Annotated in this window: 17 protein-coding genes and 3 tRNA genes; 3 read left to right on the forward strand and 17 right to left on the reverse strand. The window is 51.5% G+C overall.

The genetic code is table 11. From position 1 onward, the window contains the following. Positions 1–43: 43 nt before the first annotated feature. From JGF26_RS03935 to mngA, 16 genes are all read right to left on the reverse strand, one after another. A tRNA-Lys gene (locus tag JGF26_RS03935) sits at positions 44–119 on the reverse strand. Between the two features lie 3 nt (positions 120–122). Beyond that, positions 123–198 (reverse strand) — tRNA-Val (locus tag JGF26_RS03940). A gap of 27 nt (positions 199–225) precedes the next feature. Beyond that, positions 226–301 (reverse strand) — tRNA-Lys (locus JGF26_RS03945). A 161-nt stretch (positions 302–462) separates the two neighbouring features. Next, entirely contained in the window at positions 463–1,263 is an 801-nt protein-coding gene (gene cpoB, locus JGF26_RS03950; protein ID WP_108090576.1) for a cell division protein CpoB, read from the reverse strand. Positions 1,264–1,272: 9 nt separating this feature from the next. Further along, entirely contained in the window at positions 1,273–1,794 is a 522-nt protein-coding gene (gene pal / locus JGF26_RS03955; RefSeq protein ID WP_003858578.1) for a peptidoglycan-associated lipoprotein Pal, read from the reverse strand. Between the two features lie 35 nt (positions 1,795–1,829). Further along, complete coding sequence (gene tolB, locus JGF26_RS03960) at positions 1,830–3,122, reverse strand: Tol-Pal system beta propeller repeat protein TolB (protein ID WP_028019423.1); 1,293 nt, start codon at positions 3,120–3,122, stop codon at positions 1,830–1,832. 134 nt (positions 3,123–3,256) lie between these two features. Further along, positions 3,257–4,558 (reverse strand): cell envelope integrity protein TolA, encoded by a 1,302-nt coding sequence (gene tolA / locus JGF26_RS03965; protein WP_028019424.1) that lies wholly within the window; start codon positions 4,556–4,558, stop codon positions 3,257–3,259. Between the two features lie 28 nt (positions 4,559–4,586). Next, positions 4,587–5,015 (reverse strand): colicin uptake protein TolR, encoded by a 429-nt coding sequence (gene tolR, locus JGF26_RS03970; protein ID WP_003858589.1) that lies wholly within the window; start codon positions 5,013–5,015, stop codon positions 4,587–4,589. A 3-nt stretch (positions 5,016–5,018) separates the two neighbouring features. Next, positions 5,019–5,711: a Tol-Pal system protein TolQ gene (gene tolQ / locus JGF26_RS03975; RefSeq protein WP_008501101.1), complete on the reverse strand. Its 693-nt coding sequence runs from the start codon at positions 5,709–5,711 to the stop codon at positions 5,019–5,021. After that, positions 5,708–6,112, reverse strand: coding sequence for a tol-pal system-associated acyl-CoA thioesterase (gene ybgC / locus JGF26_RS03980; protein WP_003858593.1), 405 nt, complete (start codon positions 6,110–6,112; stop codon positions 5,708–5,710). Before ybgC ends, tolQ begins: the two co-directional genes overlap by 4 nt. Before the next feature lie 148 nt (positions 6,113–6,260). Next, a complete protein-coding gene (gene ybgE / locus JGF26_RS03985; protein ID WP_028019425.1) occupies positions 6,261–6,551 on the reverse strand; it encodes a cyd operon protein YbgE in 291 nt (96 codons plus the stop codon). Continuing rightward, on the reverse strand, positions 6,551–6,664 hold the full coding sequence (gene cydX / locus JGF26_RS03990) for a cytochrome bd-I oxidase subunit CydX (protein WP_003858598.1): 114 nt from the start codon (positions 6,662–6,664) through the stop codon (positions 6,551–6,553). The genes ybgE and cydX overlap by 1 nt, the downstream gene beginning before the upstream one ends. A gap of 14 nt (positions 6,665–6,678) precedes the next feature. After that, positions 6,679–7,818, reverse strand: coding sequence for a cytochrome d ubiquinol oxidase subunit II (gene cydB / locus JGF26_RS03995; protein ID WP_028019426.1), 1,140 nt, complete (start codon positions 7,816–7,818; stop codon positions 6,679–6,681). Between the two features lie 15 nt (positions 7,819–7,833). Further along, a complete protein-coding gene (cydA, locus tag JGF26_RS04000) occupies positions 7,834–9,402 on the reverse strand; it encodes a cytochrome ubiquinol oxidase subunit I (RefSeq protein WP_028019427.1) in 1,569 nt (522 codons plus the stop codon). Positions 9,403–10,077: 675 nt separating this feature from the next. After that, complete coding sequence (gene mngB / locus JGF26_RS04005; RefSeq protein WP_134707323.1) at positions 10,078–12,711, reverse strand: mannosylglycerate hydrolase; 2,634 nt, start codon at positions 12,709–12,711, stop codon at positions 10,078–10,080. Positions 12,712–12,733: 22 nt separating this feature from the next. Beyond that, a complete protein-coding gene (gene mngA / locus JGF26_RS04010; RefSeq protein WP_028019429.1) occupies positions 12,734–14,650 on the reverse strand; it encodes a PTS 2-O-a-mannosyl-D-glycerate transporter subunit IIABC in 1,917 nt (638 codons plus the stop codon). Between the two features lie 170 nt (positions 14,651–14,820). Between mngA and JGF26_RS04015 the strand changes: the two genes are divergently transcribed. Continuing rightward, positions 14,821–15,537, forward strand: a complete 717-nt coding sequence (locus JGF26_RS04015; RefSeq protein WP_028019430.1) for a GntR family transcriptional regulator — start codon at positions 14,821–14,823, stop codon at positions 15,535–15,537. A 58-nt stretch (positions 15,538–15,595) separates the two neighbouring features. Here JGF26_RS04015 and JGF26_RS04020 read toward each other — a convergent pair whose 3' ends face one another. Next, the gene (locus tag JGF26_RS04020) at positions 15,596–16,351 is read right to left on the reverse strand and encodes an oligogalacturonate-specific porin KdgM family protein (protein ID WP_032667020.1); all 756 of its coding nucleotides are present in this window, start codon (positions 16,349–16,351) and stop codon (positions 15,596–15,598) included. Positions 16,352–16,767: 416 nt separating this feature from the next. On the opposite strand from JGF26_RS04020, the gene JGF26_RS04025 reads away from it, so the two are divergent. After that, complete coding sequence (locus tag JGF26_RS04025; RefSeq protein ID WP_203250356.1) at positions 16,768–18,024, forward strand: MFS transporter; 1,257 nt, start codon at positions 16,768–16,770, stop codon at positions 18,022–18,024. A 30-nt stretch (positions 18,025–18,054) separates the two neighbouring features. Then, a complete protein-coding gene (locus tag JGF26_RS04030) occupies positions 18,055–19,287 on the forward strand; it encodes an alginate lyase family protein (protein ID WP_108090581.1) in 1,233 nt (410 codons plus the stop codon). Positions 19,288–19,292 lie beyond the last annotated feature (5 nt).

Raw genomic sequence — 19,292 nt, forward strand, 5'->3', positions numbered from 1 at the left:
CGGGTGCTGACTTCGAAGATTTTTACTCGGTGCCACTTTAAAGTGGTGGGTCGTGCAGGATTCGAACCTGCGACCAATTGATTAAAAGTCAACTGCTCTACCAACTGAGCTAACGACCCGAGTGGTGGGTGATGACGGGCTCGAACCGCCGACCCCCTCCGTGTAAAGGAGATGCTCTACCAACTGAGCTAATCACCCACTCTGTACTGCCGGTAATGCGTTAAGTGGTGGGTCGTGCAGGATTCGAACCTGCGACCAATTGATTAAAAGTCAACTGCTCTACCAACTGAGCTAACGACCCACTTTTACGCTGTTTTCACGTTGTTTGATATCCCGTGGCAACGGCGGCATATATTACTGATTTAAGAATTCAGCGCAACAAAAATTTCGATGAAGATCACTTAACTGCTTAGTAATCATGCTGCACGACCAGAAATAACGCGATTTCTGGTCATGCGATAATCATCCCATCGAATTCAGACGTTTTTGCGCCTGCTTAGCACCTTCGGTACCTGGGAATTTTGAGACCACCTGCTGATAAACCGCTTTGGCTTTCGCAGTGTCGCCTTTGTCCTGCATGATCACGCCGACCTTATACATCGCATCTGGCGCTTTTGGCGATTTCGGGTAATTTTTCACCACAGAGGCAAAATAAAACGCCGCATCGTCCTTTTTACCCTTGTTGTAATTCAGCTGACCAAGCCAGTAGTTCGCATTTGGCTGATAAGTGGAATCAGGGTATTTCTTAACAAAGTTCTGAAACGCCGCAATCGCGTCATCCTGACGAGATTGATCCTGTACCAGGGCAATGGCCGCGTTATAGTCTGTATTCGCGTCACCGCTTTGTACAGGTGCTCCTGTTGAAGCAGAAGCATCAGCCGCTGGGGCTGGCGCAGAAGTCGCCGCTCCGCTCTGATCGCCTGCTGCCGGCTGTGCTTGTGCTGCACCACCACCACTGCTCAGGCTATCAATCTGCAACAAGATTTGCTTCTGGCGTTCCACAACCTGATTAAGCTGATACTGGCTTTCCTGAATTTGGCCACGGAGAGAGTCAATATCGTTTTGGTTATCGGAAAGTTGTTGCTGGAGTTGGGTTAAAAGCTGGCTGTGAGCGTTAGAAATACGCTCGAGTTGAGTGACCCGGTCTTCTACCGAGCCTGAGCCGACACTACTGATTGGTGCCTGAGCAAAAGCGGCCCAGGGGGCCGCTATTCCAACCAGTAACGACAGACTCAACAGATGATGTCTGAAGTTACTGCTCATGCAATTCTCTTAGTAAACCAGTACGGCACGACGGTTTTTGGAGTAAGCCGCTTCGTCGTGACCCAGTACTGCAGGTTTTTCTTTACCGTAAGAAACGATGGAGATCTGGTCAGCAGAAACGCCTTTACCCTGCAGGTACATTTTAACAGCGTTAGCACGACGTTCACCCAGGGAGATGTTGTACTCAGGAGTACCACGTTCGTCCGCGTGACCTTCTACGGTGACTTTGTAAGATGGGTTGCTACGCAGGAAGTTAGCGTGCGCATCCAGCATCGCAGCGAAGTCAGAACGGATGTCGTATTTATCCAGATCGAAGTAAACGATGTTGTTCTGCTGCAGCTGCTGCATCTGAAGACGCGCTTGCTCTTCAGAAGACATGTTGCCATTGCCGTTCGCGTCCATACCGGTGCCGGCACCCATCATGCCTTCGCCGCTCTGGTCATTGCTTGCGTTCTTGTTGGAAGAACACGCTGCGATTGCCATTACAGGCAGAGCGATCATCAGCCCCTTCAGCACTTTGTTCAGTTGCATTTCTATGATTCCTTTAGTAATCAATTAATTATTATTTACAGATACGGCGACCAGGCAGGTGATTTTACCTGTCCATCAGTTGCCGGAATACGCGCTTTGAAACGCCCATCTGTAGAAACCAGATTCAGCACAGATCCCATCCCCTGAGAAGAGCTGTAGATTACCATCGTGCCGTTAGGTGCCAGACTTGGCGTTTCATCCAGGAACGTTGACGACAGAACTTGCACGCCACCCGCTACCAGATCTTGTTTGGCAATGTGCTGCTGCCCACCGTTGGAGCTCACCATTACCATAAACTTACCGTCGCTGCTCACGTCTGCGTTCTGGTTCTGTGTACCTTCCCAGGAAATACGCTGCGGAGCACCGCCGTTGACATTCACTTTATAGATTTGCGGACGGCCTGCCTGGTCAGAGGTAAATGCCAGATTTTGGCTGTCCGGGAACCATGAAGGTTCGGTATTGTTGCTACGACCATCAGTCACCTGGCGAATCTGGCCAGAACCAATGTCCATCACGTACAGGTTCAGGCTACCGGTTTTAGACAGCGCAAACGCCAGTTTAGACCCATCCGGAGAGAATGAAGGTGCACCGTTGTGACGAGGGAACGACGCAACCTGACGAACAGCACCGTTTGCCAGTGTCTGGATAACCAGCGCTGAACGGCCGCTTTCGAAGGTTACATACGCCAGCTTAGAACCGTCCGGAGACCATGCTGGAGACATCAGAGGCTGGGAAGAACGTTTCACCAGGAACTGGTTGTAACCGTCGTAGTCAGAGACGCGCAGTTCGTAAGGGAACTGACCACCGTTGGTCTGAACCACATAGGCAATACGGGTACGGAATGCACCTTTAATGCCTGTCAGTTTTTCGAATACCGCATCACTGGCAGCGTGAGCCGCGTAGCGCAGGTACTGCTTAGTGACCTTGTAGGAGTTCTGTGCCAGAACGGTACCCGGCGCACCACCGGTATCAACCAGTTGCCAGGCCACGTTGTAAGAGCCGTCCGGGTTAGGCGTAACCTGACCCACAACCACGGCATCAATTCCCAGAGCAGACCATGCAGCAGGCTGTACTTCCTGCGCACTGCCCGGCTGCTGAGGCAGACGAGAACGGTCTAACGGGTTGAATTTACCACTGTTACGCAGGTCAGCCGCCACGATGCCACCAGCATCTTCAGGCGCAGCGCCAGGACCGGCCCACTGGAACGGAACAACCCCGATTGGGCGTGCCGAGTCCACCCCCTGGGTGATCTCGATACGTACTTCTGCGTGCAGTACTGCTGCCCACAGCATTAAAAAACCAAATGCTACACGTAATGCCTGCTTCATCATATCTCCCTTATCCGGGTAACCTTACCCACGATAATTTAGCAGAATGTTAACAAACCCAAATAGACAAAACTACCTGAACCCTGTGACTAAACCTGGTCTATTTTTCCCCGTTTGCACGGGGAAAATGTAACTTAAGGTTTGAAGTCCAGCGGTGCATTTTTGAAGACTTCATAGACTGCCTGAGACGGCGGTTTAGGCATCTTCGCCTGACGCGCTGCCGCCAGAGCCGCAGTACATAAAGCCGGGTCGCCACCTTCAGACTTAATATCTAACAGCATGCCGTCTGGAGCCAGTTTTATACGCAACGTACAGGTTTTGCCGGCATAAGACGACGCATCATAGAATCGGCTTTCAATAGCGGATTTAATCTGCGAGGCATAACCGTTGATTTCAGCTCCTGACGCGCCGTTACTCTTAGTGTTACCACTTCCCGTCGGTGCTGCGTTGTTTCCTTTCGCCCCACCACCAGTTTTCGGCGCATTCTTACCAGAACTGAGATCGCCCAGCAGGTCGTCAACGCCCGCAGCGGCAGCGGCTTTCTCCGCAGCAGCAGCCTTTTTCGCAGCCGCTTTTTCAGCCGCGGCTTTCTTATCGGCAGCAGCCTTCTCAGCTGCAGCTTTTTTGTCAGCTGCAGCCTTTTCAGCGGCTGCCGCTTTCTCTGCAGCGGCTTTCTCTGCGGCAGCGGCTTTCTTCGCGGCGTCAGCAGCAGCTTTTTTCTCTGCTTCCTGAGCAGCTTTCTTAGCGGCTTCGGCTTCAGCTTTCTTCTGAGCATCAGCAGCGGCTTTCTTCGCGGCTTCTGCTTCAGCTTTCTTCTGAGCATCAGCGGCGGCTTTTTTCGCGGCTTCTGCTTCAGCTTTCTTCTGAGCATCTGCGGCGGCTTTCTTCGCGGCTTCCGCTTCAGCTTTCTTCTGAGCATCAGCAGCGGCTTTTTTCGCCGCTTCGGCCGCTAATTTGGCCTGGGCATCAGCCTGCGCTTTGGCGTCCGCTGCGGCTTTTGCTGCCGCTTCTTCTGCCTGCTTTTGCTGTTCCTGGGCTTTCTTCGCAGCCTCTTCAGCTTGTTTCTGCTGCTGTGCCTGCTCTTTCGCCGCTTCCTGCGCCTGCAAACGTTCTTTCTCAAGCTGCTTCAAACGCTCCTGCTCTGCGGCCTGCTTTTCACGCAGTTCTTCCGCTTGCTGTTGCGCCTGTTTTTCACGCTGCTCTTCAGCCCGTTTGGCACTCGCCTTCTGCTGTTGTTGGCGATTATAGTTCTGTACTACCGCACCGGGATCCACCATCACGGCGTCAATGGAAGAGCCTCCACCGCCGCCGGCTGATGCATCAATATGCTCGTCGAACGAACTCCAGATCAGCGCTGCAAAGAGAATAACGTGCAGCACTGCGGAGACGATTATCGCTCGCTTAAGCTTGTCGTTCTGTTCGGTTGCCTTTGACACTATCGGTTCCCAAAAACTACGCGGATGATCAAATAGGTTGAGTCATTAAGCCAACTGACTTAACACCCGCACTATGTAGCAAGTTCAGCGCTTTAATAATTTCATCGTATGGTACGTCTTTCGCGCCACCGATTAAGAAGACCGTTTTCGGATTTGACTCCAGGCGACGCTGTGCTTCAGCAATAACCTGCTCAGGAGGTAACTGATCCATACGATCTTTTTCTACCACCACGCTGTATTGCCCTACGCCGGAAACCTCAATGATGACCGGAGGATCGTCATTGGTGCTCACCGCCTGTGATTCTGTCGCATCCGGCAGATCCACTTCCACGCTCTGGGTAATGATTGGCGCTGTCGCCATGAAGATCAGCAGCAGAACCAACAGCACGTCCAGCAATGGAACGATATTGATTTCGGACTTGAGCTCGCGACGACCTCGTCCACGCGATCTGGCCATGGTTTACCCCTTGTTACTCTCGGTGCTGGTAAACGCCTGACGGTGCAGAATCGCAGTGAACTCTTCCATAAAGTTGTCGTAGTTCAGTTCCAGTTTGTTCACGCGCTGGTTCAGACGGTTGTACGCCATAACCGCTGGGATTGCCGCAAACAGACCGATAGCGGTCGCAATCAGTGCTTCTGCAATACCCGGGGCAACCATCTGCAATGTCGCCTGCTTCACCGCACCGAGTGCGATGAAGGCGTGCATGATCCCCCACACCGTACCAAACAGACCGATATACGGGCTGATAGAACCTACAGTCCCCAGGAAAGGAATGTGCGTTTCAAGGTTTTCCAGTTCACGGTTCATGGAGATACGCATCGCACGCGAGGCACCTTCTACAACCGCTTCCGGCGCATGATTGTTTGCACGATGCAGACGCGCAAACTCTTTGAAACCGCTATAGAAAATTTGCTCGGAGCCTGTAAGGTTTTCACGGCGTCCCTGGCTTTCCTGGTACAGACGAGAAAGCTCGATACCCGACCAGAACTTATCTTCAAACGCTTCAGCTTCACGGCCAGCGGCATTGAGGATACGCGTTCTCTGGATGATGATGGCCCAGGATGCGATTGAAAAACCAATCAAAATCAACATGATAAGTTTAACCAGAAGGCTTGCCTTCAGGAACAAATCAAGGATATTCATGTCAGTCACTGCTTAAACTCCGCGACAATAGACTTAGGAAGCGCACGAGGCTTCATTATGGTTGGATCAACACAGACAATCAGTACCTCAGCTGAGTTCAGTACGGTGTTCTCTGCATTGACTATCCGCTGCGTGAAAACCAGTGAGGTCCCGCGCATTGATGTAATTTCAGTTTGGACTTCGAGCATATCGTCGAGTCTGGCAGGCGCAAAATACTCAAGCGTCATCTTGCGTACCACGAAGGCAACTCGCTCAGCCAACAGCACCTGTTGACTAAAGTGATGATGGCGCAGCATCTCTGTGCGTGCCCGTTCATAAAAAGCAACGTAGCTGGCGTGGTAAACCACACCACCGGCATCGGTATCTTCGTAGTAGACACGAACCGGCCATCGAAACAGCGTTGTATTCACTTTACATCCCGGTAATGCAATAAAAGTTAACTCTTTTAAACTTCGCTACTATACGCGCGGGAAAGGTGGTTTGGAATGGGAGAAAGTAAACGGAGAGTAAATTTTTATGGGCTCGGGTAAGCCCATAACGTTAACGGACATTTCTTATTCAGAAGAAGAAGAAAATCAATCCAGCAAGCAGAACGAGATCGGCAATCAGCGGACAGAAGATGCCCTGCCAGTGAACAGCTTTCGGACGAAAGCCCACGCCGTGAATCACACCTGCGCACACCGCCCACATAATGAGGAAACCGTGCCAGATTTCAAGCTCGCTGGTTTTCGCTGCAAAGCGCGAAGGGTCCCAGAAGATACAACCTGCCAGCAGTAATGCCATCACTAAAGAAAGCGCCCGTAACGGGCGCTTATCCATTACCGCATATAACCTTGCGATAATGTTCATTAGTGTTTTTCTTCACCCGCTTTAGTCGCTTCAACGTGCTCAAGCGCCAGGGCAGTGATGACACCAAAAGCACAGGCAAGAAGCGTCCCTAAAATCCATGCGAAATACCACATATTCAGCTCCTTACTTAGTACATAGAGTGGGTGTTGCTTTCGATATGTTCTTTAGTAATACGTCCGAACATTTTCCAGTAACACCAGATGGTGTAGGCCAGAACAATCGGCACGAATACGCAAGCAACATAGGTCATTAAGTTCAGCGTCATATGGCTGGAAGTCGCATCCCACATGGTCAAGCTAGCATTCAGCATGGTGCTGGATGGCATGACGAATGGGAACATTGCAATACCTGCAGTCAGGATGATGCACGCCAGGGTCAGTGAAGAGAACACAAACGCCAGGGCACCTTTTTCCAGACGAGACGTCAGAACCGTCAGCAGCGGCAGCAGCACACCCAGAGCCGGGATAGCCCACAGTGCAGGCGTCGTGTTGAAGTTCACCAGCCATGCACCGGCCTGACGCGCCACTTCTTTGGTCAGCGGGTTAGACGGCGCAGTATGGTTAATGGCAGATGTCACCACGTAACCATCAATACCGTACACCACCCACACACCGGCCAGGGCGAAGCAGACCAGCGTGACCAGCGCAGCAACCTGAGCCGTCGCGCGAGAACGCAGGTGCAATTCACCGACAGTACGCATCTGCAGATAGGTTGCCCCCTGAGTGATGATCATCGCTACGCTCACCACACCCGCCAGCAAACCAAACGGATTCAGCAACTGGAAGAAGTTACCGGTGTAGTAAAGACGCATGTATTCGTCCAGGTGGAACGGTACGCCCTGCAACAGGTTACCGAACGCCACGCCGATCACCAGCGGTGGAACGAAGCTACCAATGAAGATGCCCCAGTCCCACATGTTGCGCCAGCGGGTGTCTTCAATCTTGGAGCGGTAGTCGAAACCAACCGGACGGAAGAATAAAGACGCCAGCACCAGAATCATCGCCACATAGAAACCGGAGAACGCAGCCGCGTAGACCATCGGCCAGGCAGCGAACAGCGCGCCACCTGCGGTGATCAGCCACACCTGGTTACCGTCCCAGTGCGGGGCGATGGAGTTGATCATGATTCGACGCTCGGTGTCATTACGACCGAGGAAACGGGTGAGCATCCCCACCCCCATGTCGAAACCATCCGTGACAGCGAAACCGATCAGCAGAACGCCGATCAACAGCCACCAGATAAAACGCAATACTTCATAATCGATCATTTGATGACTCCTGTCTTAGCGTGCCGGCTGAGTAGTCGCAGTGGACTGCTCGTAGTGATAGCGACCGGTTTTCAGGCTGCTTGGGCCAAGGCGCGCGAACTTGAACATCAGGAACAGTTCAGCCACCAGGAACAGGGTGTACAGACCACAAATCAGCAGCATTGAGAAGATCAGGTCGCCTGCTGTCAGGGAGGAGTTCGCTACCGCCGTTGGCAGCACCTCACCAATCGCCCATGGCTGACGACCATATTCTGCAACAAACCAACCGGACTCAATTGCGATCCACGGCAGTGGAATACCGTACAGCGCGGTACGCAGCAGCCATTTCTTCTCGCCGATGCGGTTGCGGATAACAGACCAGAAGGACGCCGCAATGATCAGCAGCATGATGATGCCGCAGCCCACCATGATACGGAATGCGAAGTACAGCGGTGCAACACGCGGAATGGAGTCTTTGGTTGCCATCTGGATCTGTGCTTCCGTCGCATCAGACACGTTCGGGGTATAGCGCTTCAGCAGCAAACCGTAACCCAGATCTTTCTTCACGTCGTTGAACTGGTCACGGACGGCCTGATCGGTCGAGCCAGCACGCAGCTGTTCCAGCAGCGCGTAAGCTTTCATACCGTTACGGATACGGCCTTCATGCTGCACCATCAGCTCTTTCAGCCCCGTCACCTGTTTGTCAACAGAACGGGTAGCGATGATACCCAGCGCGTAAGGAATTTGAATGGCGAAGTGGTTTTGCTGCGCATCCTGATCCGGGATACCGAACAGGGTAAAGGCAGCAGGGGCCGGTTGCGTTTCCCATTCAGCTTCGATAGCAGCCAGCTTGGTTTTCTGCACGTCACCCATTTCGTAACCGGATTCATCACCCAGGACGATAACAGAGAGGATTGCAGCCATACCGAAACTTGCAGCGATGGCGAAAGAGCGCTTAGCAAATGCAAAGTCACGACCACGCAGCATGTAGTAAGAACTGATACCCAGGATAAACATCGCGCCGCACACATAGCCAGATGCCACGGTGTGAACGAATTTAACCTGCGCAACCGGGTTCAGGACCAGCTCGGCAAAGCTGACCATCTCCATACGCATAGTTTCGAAGTTGAAATCAGACGCGATTGGGTTTTGCATCCAGCCGTTCGCCACCAGGATCCACAGCGCGGACAGGTTCGAACCTAATGCCACCAGCCAGGTCACTGCCATGTGCTGGACTTTACCCAGACGGTCCCAACCGAAGAAGAACAGACCTACAAAGGTGGATTCGAGGAAGAAGGCCATCAAACCTTCAATGGCCAGCGGCGCACCGAAGATATCCCCTACATAGTGGGAATAGTAAGACCAGTTAGTCCCGAACTGGAACTCCATGGTCAGACCGGTTGCCACGCCCAGTGCGAAGTTGATACCAAACAACTTGCCCCAGAACTTGGTCATATCTTTATAAATCTGTTTGCCGGAGAGAACGTATACCGTTTCCATGATGGCCAGCAGGAACGCCATACCAAGCGTCAGTGGCACAAACAGGAAGTGGTACATCGCGGTCAAGGCAAACTGTAAGCGCGACAGTTCGACTATATCTAACATCATGACTCCTTGCTCATCGCATGAAGACTCCGAGAGTGAACCCCGTCAGAGAGAGATCCACACGCATGCCCCAATACAAATTATTCGCATCCCTGTCGTCGTTATTACCCTGAGGAAGGATAAAAACGATGACGTCAGGTTACAAATACGTTAATAAAAAACTCAAATTGATCCCGCAAATATAATACGCTGCAAAACCCTTACAATAAACAGGTTTTTATTGAATCACATTTACGTTTTTCGACGGTGATCAATTTATAGCAAAATTACCACTTTTCGGCCATTTTGATCGGGGACAATTTAGCGCTTTTCAGTACCTTTTTCCAAGGATTAAACTTTGATTTAAATCAAAAACAAACCTCAATGTTAACCATGTTTAATCATGGTAAGAATGGTGAAATTCTTGTTAATGACATGTGCATTCAAAAGTGTAATTGGTTATCGAAGACGGGAAAAAATATGAACAGAAGTGATTTTAATTAACGCAGCGGAACAATGCCATTTCACGAAGAGGCAAACACTAAAGGATAGTCTTCCCTAATTATTTTTCCATTTTTCTTCTGCAATACCGCAAAATTACATTTAATTCACTTTTATTACCCCATAAGTTAACACCGCGTCGTAACTATTTAGTGTAAAAGGCCACATTACCTGTGGCCTTTTCAGGCATCACCGCTATCGGTCGATAAGGAAGCTAAAAGTGCGCGACTCCCCAGGTCTAAACGCCCCCACAATGCCCTGCTCCTTTTCCCTGCCCGTTATCCGTTCATTCATATCTGTCTCGCAGCACCGTTTCACCGTCGGGTTCACGGATAACGTCGTGTCACATGCGCTGAACGCCGAAGGGTTGAACAGGCGAAGAATAAGCTCGTCCCGATCTTCCGCCTTCTTGAGGGCACTGAGCACGCATCCCGTGGGCGAAAGAGCTAACAGACTGTAACTTTCCGGCGTGGTAAACGACGAACAATTCAGTTTCATCGCATCCCAGGGAATTTTGTTGTAGCACTGCACGGGCGTTAACCACGATTTGGCCTGCTGCGCGACACCCGCGTTTTCCGGCGTTCCACTGAAACTGAACAGGCTAAAACGACAGGTTAACTGGCCGCGCACCTGAGAGTCAGGAACGGGCAGTTTGATACCCGACGGCCTGCCTGGCCGCAACAACAGATCCTCCTTGCCGAGTAATCCCACGCCGCGCAGTAGGGTCAAGGCAAAGGCTTTTTTGTTCTCACCCACCACCTCAAATTCGCGCAGACCCTCAGTGAACAGCGCAAGTCCGTTTCGCCTTTCCCGAAGAACGGCGTAGTTCAGTAGATTCCAGACGGGCACCGGCGCTTCTTTCCAGCCCTCTTCCTGCCAGTTTTCCATCGCCGGGTCCTGTACCGGGCGGGTGATCGAACCAAACTGCGTATCAGACAGCACCTCTTGCGTGGTAAATGGCGTAGGGATGAGCACCCGTACACGGTGATCATCTGCCTGATTATCCAGACGCACGTCAACATCAATGCGCCTGCTGTTGTGCGTGAAAGTGACTTCAAACGCTACGTCAAGAGACCCCTTTCGCTGACGCGCCGAACGCTCGGCCAGATTTGCCGGAACGGCGAGCCGATGATGGATTATCGCCCTGCTCCGCCAACCCTCATGCACCACCTCAACTTCGTGCTCGCCCTGTGCTGAAGTGAGTCTCCACTCTTCCCGAGAAGGCGAGTAGTCGTATTCATCGCCATCATCAGAGCTCTCTTCGATTTCCAGTACGCGGTCATAAATAAGCCCGGTTTCTTTGTCGCGCAGGCGCAGCGTACCGTCGTCATTTAAGTCAATCTGCCAGAAGGCGTTTTCAAGTAGGGACTCGGTGTTTTCCAGCGGAGAGAGCACCTTCCCTGCTACGTTAGGTTCGATAAGCAGCGTTCGGTACCCCATCGACGGCAGGATTTGATTCAACTGGATATCAAACTCCATAAACGGTTCGTAATTACCATAATGGACAATCTGCCGGTCAATAAGACCTGGGTCGAGTTCACGTGAACTACTGATGAAATATGGGATCTCGTTGCCTTTCTCATCAAGCAGACGGAACTGGCTCGCGCGCAGACGTATCGTGGTGTTCATCACCTCTTCACGCGGCCAGGGCATCAGGTTGAACATGACCAGCTTATCGGTATCACTTTGCGGCATGTTGTCGACAATCTTGCGCATATAGAAACGCGACAGATTATCGGCCATGTCTTCGGCCAGTTCGAACCGGGAGACAATCTCTCGATGCACCTTGTCGCTGCAGCAGCAGCCGATGCTATCGTGAGCGTGGTTTTTGAGGATCTCTTTCCACATTTTTTCCAGTAAACCGTGGTGATAGTCGAAGCCCAGCGCCCAGGCGAGCGTCGCCAACGGCTCAAGGATGTTGACGATTTTGTTCTCAATGCGCGCATGGGCGATTTTGATGTCCATGCGTGTCGAGCCGATTGTCCGGTGCACGCGCATGTATTTCCCGTCAATAAACTCCCCTTTCAGCGTCGCCAACTCCCCACGGCGTGCCTCAATATGTTCAAAGACGTCCTCAAACCGACTCATTCCAAATTGACGCTGCGGATAGATTTCACGAAGCTTATCCATCACCGCAAAAATATTCTGCTGTAATGGCATCTGGTCGTGACCGTTAGGCAGCAAAATCTCTTTGGTGACGGAGGCGTTTTCCAGCACGTCAAAATAGCTGTCGAGCCGTTTTCGCAGCCCGGCTTCGTCCTCCGGTAAGTACTTACCAATCGCGTAGCCCAACGGCAGCACCTGTGTCGTCACTTCACTGCCGTCTGTACTCTGCCATAAAAACTCGGTTTTATCGGTTCCGTGACGTTCAGAACACCCACGCCAGAACAGGGCACGGGTGATGCCAAACCCGTTGTAGATATGCGGAAGTTGCCCGGACATACCAAACGAGTCCGGCAGATAACCGATTTTCATCGGCTCGCCGAACGCCATACAGTCGCGAATGCCGTACATCAGGTTACGGACAATCGACTCACCGCTGACAATCGTGGTATCGGTCTGGGTATACCATGGACCGATAATCAGCTTTCCACGCTCGACTAGCGTCTTCACCCGTGGCCGGTTTTCAGGCACCACGGCGAAGTAATCCTCCAGTACCGCCGTCTGTCCATCAAGGACATAATATTTATATTCGTCATCCTGCTCGAGGCGGGTCAGGATCTCTTCCATATTATTGACCAGAAGAATACGCGACTCCTCGGTGGTGAAGTACCACTCACGGTCCCAGTGCATATGCGGCGTAATATGAACGCGAGATACAACTTTCATCTTCGTTTCCTGTTAGTGAGTTTTAAGGCGTAACGTCTTCTGTCATGTATTTGCCCTTTCTGACGGCCTGACGTCGCCAGAACAGCAAAACGAGCGTAGAGAGGGTGGTACCTGCCAATGCCGCAGCGAACCAGCCTGCCGCAGCGACCACACCACCCAGCCCTGCGTCATGAAGTAAAAAGAGGGAGAAAATACCCGCCCCTGGCGTAGACAACCCGATCCCCATCGCACCCACTATTGCGCCCGTTGCCATCGATCCAAGCACAAACGAACCAATAACCCGGACAGGATCTTCAATCGCCATTGGGATCGCCCCTTCTGTGATACCCGCCAGCCCGAGAAGCCACGTTGATTTACCGGTTTCGATTTCAAACTGTTTGAAGAGGTGCGGGGCCAGCATCGTTGACGCCGTGACGGTAAAGGCCGATACCATTTTTACAGAGGCAAAAATAGCGTAAGGGCCATATACACCGTTGGCCATTGCCCCCAGACAGAATGCGTACGCTGCTTTATTGACAGGCCCGCCCAGATCGAACGAACACATAAAACCGAGGAGCGTACCGAGCAATAGCGCATTGGCACCGGATAGACCGTTAAGCCAGGCCGTCAGAGAGTTGTTCAGCCATGCCACCGGCTCGCCAATCACAAACAGCATCAGGCTGCCCGCGCCCAGCACACCGAGAACCGGGTAGAGGTAATAGGTTAAGAAACCGTTGTAGCGATTATTGAGACGAATATGGTTCTTCACCCAACGCATCAGATAACCCGCAATCAAACCACCTGCGATCGCCCCCAAAAAACCTGAACCGATCATGTTGGCAGCAAGACCGGCAGCGAAGCCTGGAGCCAGCGCGGGTTTATCCGCAAGCGAGTACGCGGTGTAGGCTGCCAGCACAGGCACCATCAAAATGCCGAGCATGCCGCCGCCAAGTTTGCGGTACATCCACAGCCACGAATTTTCCTGATCGAACAGATGCTGCAGTCCAAAGATCTGCGCCAGTAACACTGCGACGGCCAGCACAGTGCCCCCGGCGACAATAAGCGGCACTGCAAAGGAGATCCCGCTGAGAAGCGCCTGCTTGAGTTCCGTTTTAACGCTCTTTCTCGCCTCGGTTTCTGTTTGCACAGGGCGCGCCACCGGTGAGGGCTGTAATGCGAGCGCGCGCTCAATCAACGCCTCAGCATGTCGCAGCGGTTCCGCGACAGGCACTGATAGCGAGGGAATCCCCTGAAAACGCTCACTTTCCTTGATAGCCACCTCTGTCGCAAAAATACAGGCGCGAGCCTCCTGCAGTTGCTCAGGGGTAAGGCGTCCTTCAATGCCGTTCGCCCCCTGTTTTTCAACCACCACGTTCACGCCGAGTTTGCGCCCGGCTTTTTCAAGGTACTCAGCAGCCATGTAGGTATGCGCAATCCCGGCCGGACACGCCGTCACACAGACAACAGTGGACGCATCTTCTGACGCGATAACGTCTTCATCCTGTGGCGCATCATTTAACGCGGCAAGCAGCGCTTCTGCCGTGGTTGCCTCCATCACCCGCGCCCGGAGGGCATCATCCGCCAGGCGAGACGTCAGCTCCGTTAACACCTGAATATGCGTTGAGCCCGCCTCAGCCGGGGGAATGGCGAGCAGGACAATCAGCTCGACGTTTTCCGGGCCATCAACGCCTTCCCAGGCCAGCGGCTCCCGTAATGTTGCCACCGCAAAAGCGGCGTCTTTCACTGCGCCAGATTTGCCATGCGGTACCGCCAGGCCTTCTCCCAGCGCGGTAGGGCCAAGTGATTCCCGGTGAAAGACGTCGGTCAAAAATGTCTCGCCGTCCGCAATTTTGCCCAGTGCCACCAGCCGCTGAGTGAGCTGGCGTATTGCCTCATCACGGCTGGTATACCGCGCCAGCACGCAGACTGCGCTGGGGTGGGTCAGGGTCGTCAGGTCCATAAAGATCCTCACACTCAATGGTTATTGTTCGGGATCGAGTGTGGCAGACAAAACAATACATTTATGTGATCACTTTCACCTAAAAACATTATTTGTATTTAATTTGTATTGTTTACAAATTTTAGTCTGAGGGCATAATTCCGTTAAAAGGTATTAGGAAGGCAGATGATATGGGCAACAAACCGATGTACCGACAGATAGCCGATGCGCTTCGCGAGCAAATCAACGCCGGTGAGTTAAAACCTGGTGATGCGTTACCAACGGAATCCAGTCTGCAGGACGCCTTTAGCGTGAGTCGGGTAACGGTGAGACAGGCGCTAAAGCTGCTCACCGAAGAGCACATTATCGAGAGCATTCAGGGCAGCGGCTCCTACGTCAAAGAGGAGCGCGTTAATTACGACATTTATCAACTCACCGGCTTTTACGAAAAACTGGCGGATCGCAATGTTGATACCCATAGCGATGTCAAAACATTCGAAGTGATCAAAGCAGATGAGAAACTCGCGGAAAAGCTGAACATTCGCCCTGATGACAACGTCTGGCATATCAAACGCGTGCGTTTTATTAAGCAAAAACCTGTGAATCTGGAAGAGACGTGGATGCCGCTGGCAATGTTCGACGACCTCACCTGGGCCGTGATGGAAAACTCCAAATATCATTACATCGAACAGATTAAAAAGATGGTTATCGACCGCAGTGAGCAGGAGGTCATTCCCGTGATGCCCTCTGCCGAGGTCGTGAATGCACTGGGGATCGATGCGGCAAAACCTGTCCTCGAAAAAATCTCCCGCGGCTATCTCAGTGATGGACGCGTATTTGAATACAGCCGTAATACCTTCAAAAGTGATGACTACAAATTTACGCTAGTAGCGAAACGTAGACACTAAACGTACATGAATGACAAAAACCCGGTGCTAAACCGGGTTTTCAGGGTAATAATCGCGTTTAAAGCGTAAACGTCATACCAATGCGATAGCGCGACTCAGAGACATTATCCTCACCTTCGTAGTAGCCCTGCTGATCTAAATAGTCGTATTCAACATAGGGACTAAACCATTCGTTCCACTTATACCGCAGTGTAAATGCATTCTCAGTTGCCCAAGTTTTATTATTTTTATAGGTGTAATCCTCATTGGCATGCTTATATGCTGTGCCCTGATATAAGAAACTCCATTCGCGATTAAATTTATAACCCACAAAGATGTCGAGACGATTAACGCTGTCGCGATGTGACTCTCCCTCATCGTTAACAGTCTCATAAGTATTATAATCGTATCGGTAACGCAAACCGAGACTCCAGTCAGCTCCGGGTAGATAGTTGACCCTGATATAGGGACGAATCTGAGTGCCTTTACTGCTCCAGTGGTAAATCCCCCCGGGTTGTAGATTCCACTTATCGGCAAACCGCCAGGTATAATTAGTCTCTATCTCGTTATAGTCAGTTGTGCTGTCACCAAAAGAGTGAGCACTGTCGGACTTATCGGAACCATTTGTACCCTTTCCGTTATTTTTATTGTTTTTATTATCCATCTCCGCGCTTGCCCACCAGCCGTTAGCCCAGCTCTCACTGATCTTATACCGCGACTCATAGGAGTGGCTCCCGGTTTTATAGCCGCCCCGGAGATCAAACGTTAGCGCATGGCTCGCCAGCGGCAACCCAGCAGCGAAGAGAATCAGAAAACGTAATGGATTTTTTTGCATAACAGACCTTCATCCTTTTAAGAAAAGAAAACTCATTGCCATAAACAAATAAAATCAACAGCCATCAACCCGCAATTTTCGAGAATCATATTTATCTACAAATTAAAATCACGAACATTGTTTCACAAACAAGATCGTGATCATAAAAATTATCAAAACACAGTTTTAATAACTTAAAGTGTAAAATAAAGACCTCCCATGAATTATTCACCAAATAAATCTAAGTTTTATCGACTTATAAAACAGTTAACAAAAACAAACAGAATCCTCTTCCAACCACCCAAACCAAACAAAATGAAATATTGTTTCAAATCTGAGATCAAGATCATGAACACCTCCATCACCAGTCCATAAAATGAAATGAAACATTGTTTTATTTTAACTAAAGCTAATTATCAACGGACAAGGTGAATGTTGTGAAGATCAAAAAACTGCGCTGGTACATTATCTCACTCGTCATGTTAGGTACGATTATCAACTACTTAGCCAGGAGCACGCTCGGCGTCGCAGCACCAGAAATGATGAAAACGCTGAATCTCTCCAGCGAGCAGTACTCATGGATTGTGTCGGTCTTTCCATTCACCTATGCCATCGGCGGGATCGCCTGCGGTTTTGTGATCGATAAATTCGGCTTGCGAGTCAGTTTTGCTGTACTGGCCGCGCTGTGGTCTTTGTGCAACATGCTGACGGCATTATTTAGCACATGGTTCCCCATTGCCGCATTGCGCGGGGGCCTGGGCCTGACCGAAGCCGCCTTCAACCCTGCGGGTATGAAAGTCACCGCCGAGTGGTTTCCGGCAAAGGAGCGCGGCTTAGCCTGCGGCGTTTACAGCCTCGGTACCTCCGTCGGTGCCATGCTGGCCCCGCCACTGGTTGTCTGGGCGATTGTTAACTACAACTGGGAAATGTCTTTTGTTGTCACCGGCGCCATCGGCGTTGTTTGGGCCATTCTGTGGGCGGTGCTTTATCGCTCCCCGGAGTCGCATCCTGCGCTGCTGAAGGAAGAGCACGAAGAGGTCATGGCCGATCAAATAGAAGTGGTTAAAGAGAAAGCCTCCCTGATGTCCATGATCAAGGATAAAAGCTTGTGGGCCATCTCCTTACCGCGTTTTATGGCCGATCCGGCATGGGGGACGCTGCACTACTGGATGCCGCTCTACCTGGTGACGGTGCGCCACATGAACATGAAAGAAATCGCCATGTTTGCCTGGCTCCCCTTCCTGACCGCTGACCTGGGTTGTCTGGCTGCGGGTTACATTTCGAAGTTTCTGAATAACCGCGGCGTGCATATTGTTAACGCCAAACGCATCACTTTTACGTTTGCCGCCCTGCTGATGCTGTCGATGGCTGGCGTTGGTTTCGTCAGTAATGTCTATGTGGCCATTGCGCTGTTCTGTATTGCCGGGTTCGCCCATCAGTGTCTGTCCGTTACGGTGATCAGCATGTCATCCGACCTGTTCCCAAGACAAAAAGTCGCCACCGCGACCGGTTTCGCCGCCTTCACCGGCAGCATGGGGAACTTCCTGTTCAGTATTTTCCTTGGCGCGATGGTCGCTGTTGTGGGTTACGACATCTTCTTTATCGGTCTGGGCGTTTTCGATTTGATTGGCGCCCTGTTCCTGTGGATGCTGATTAAGCTCCCTTCTGCAAAAGTCACACCGGTAATCGCCTGAATGACGGGTATAAATGTAAGGAATATACCGATGAATTATCGCAACATTGCGTTTATCAGCGCGCTGTTCTCAACCTCCGCGTTAGCAGCGAGTGGGAATACACTGCCTCAGGGCTCGAATGACGACTGCCTGACGTACGATTGCAGGCAGATGCTTGAGATAAAAGAAAGTATTCAGCGCGGAGATCAAACCTACGCTCCCGCCTGGAAAAATCTGCTGCAGAAAGCAGACCAGGCGCTGGAACATAAACCCTGGAGTGTGACCGATAAAAAATTGTTACCGGCGTCCGGGAATAAGCATGACTATTACAGTTTTGGTCCCTACTGGTGGCCAAACCCGGATACCAAAGACCATCTTCCCTGGATTCGTAAAGACGGCCAGATAAACCCGTCATCCAAGACAGACGATACGGACAGCAAACGCCTGGTGCAGTTCTCTGACGACGTCCGAGCGCTCTCACTGGCCGCATTTTATAGCGCAGACGCCCGCTATGCGCAAAAAGCAGAAATCATGCTGGACACCTGGTTTCTGAACAAGCAAACCCGAATGAATCCTGATCTCAGTTACGCCCAGGCAATTCCGGGCATAGTAAATGGCCGGGGGATTGGCATTATTGATACGCGCGTATTGATCGACGTCGCTGACAGCATCATCCTGCTGCAACATGCGGGCTTCCTCTCGGATAAAGAGGTTCAGGGTTACAAAAGCTGGTATTCGGACTATGCCACATGGCTGTTATCCAGCGCTAACGGCCAGGAAGAGGGAAACTGGTATAACAATCACGGCGCCTGGTATGACGCGCAGGTTACCGCCTTTTCGTTGTTCTCCGGTGACGTCAAACAGGCTCGTCGGCAAATCGATATTTTCAAAAATCGCCACCTTGCTGCTCAGGTGAACGTCAAAGGCGAACTACCGGCCGAGCTTGAACGAACTCGCTCCTTCCATTACACCAATTTTGCTCTGGCAGCCTACGCCAGAATGGGGCGCTACGGTGAAATAACCGGTGATGATGTCTGGAATTATGCACTGGATGGGCGAACCATGAAAAAAGCCTTTTCCTTCGTCAGCCAGCAAACCGGCAAAGACGCCAGCGACTGGCCGTATCAGGAAATAAAATACAACCCTGAAGAGGCTACTGGTCCGTTACTCGCCGCAGCGAGAGTCTGGAAAGACAATGACTTCAGCAAAAATGCCGCGCTATTGACGCAGGCAAATGACACCGATATCAACATCCTGACCCCGGGCTCTGTATTGGTGAAGTAAGCGCC

It is taken from the genome of Enterobacter sp. E1 (assembly GCF_016809815.1).
Taxonomy (GTDB): domain Bacteria; phylum Pseudomonadota; class Gammaproteobacteria; order Enterobacterales; family Enterobacteriaceae; genus Enterobacter; species Enterobacter adelaidei.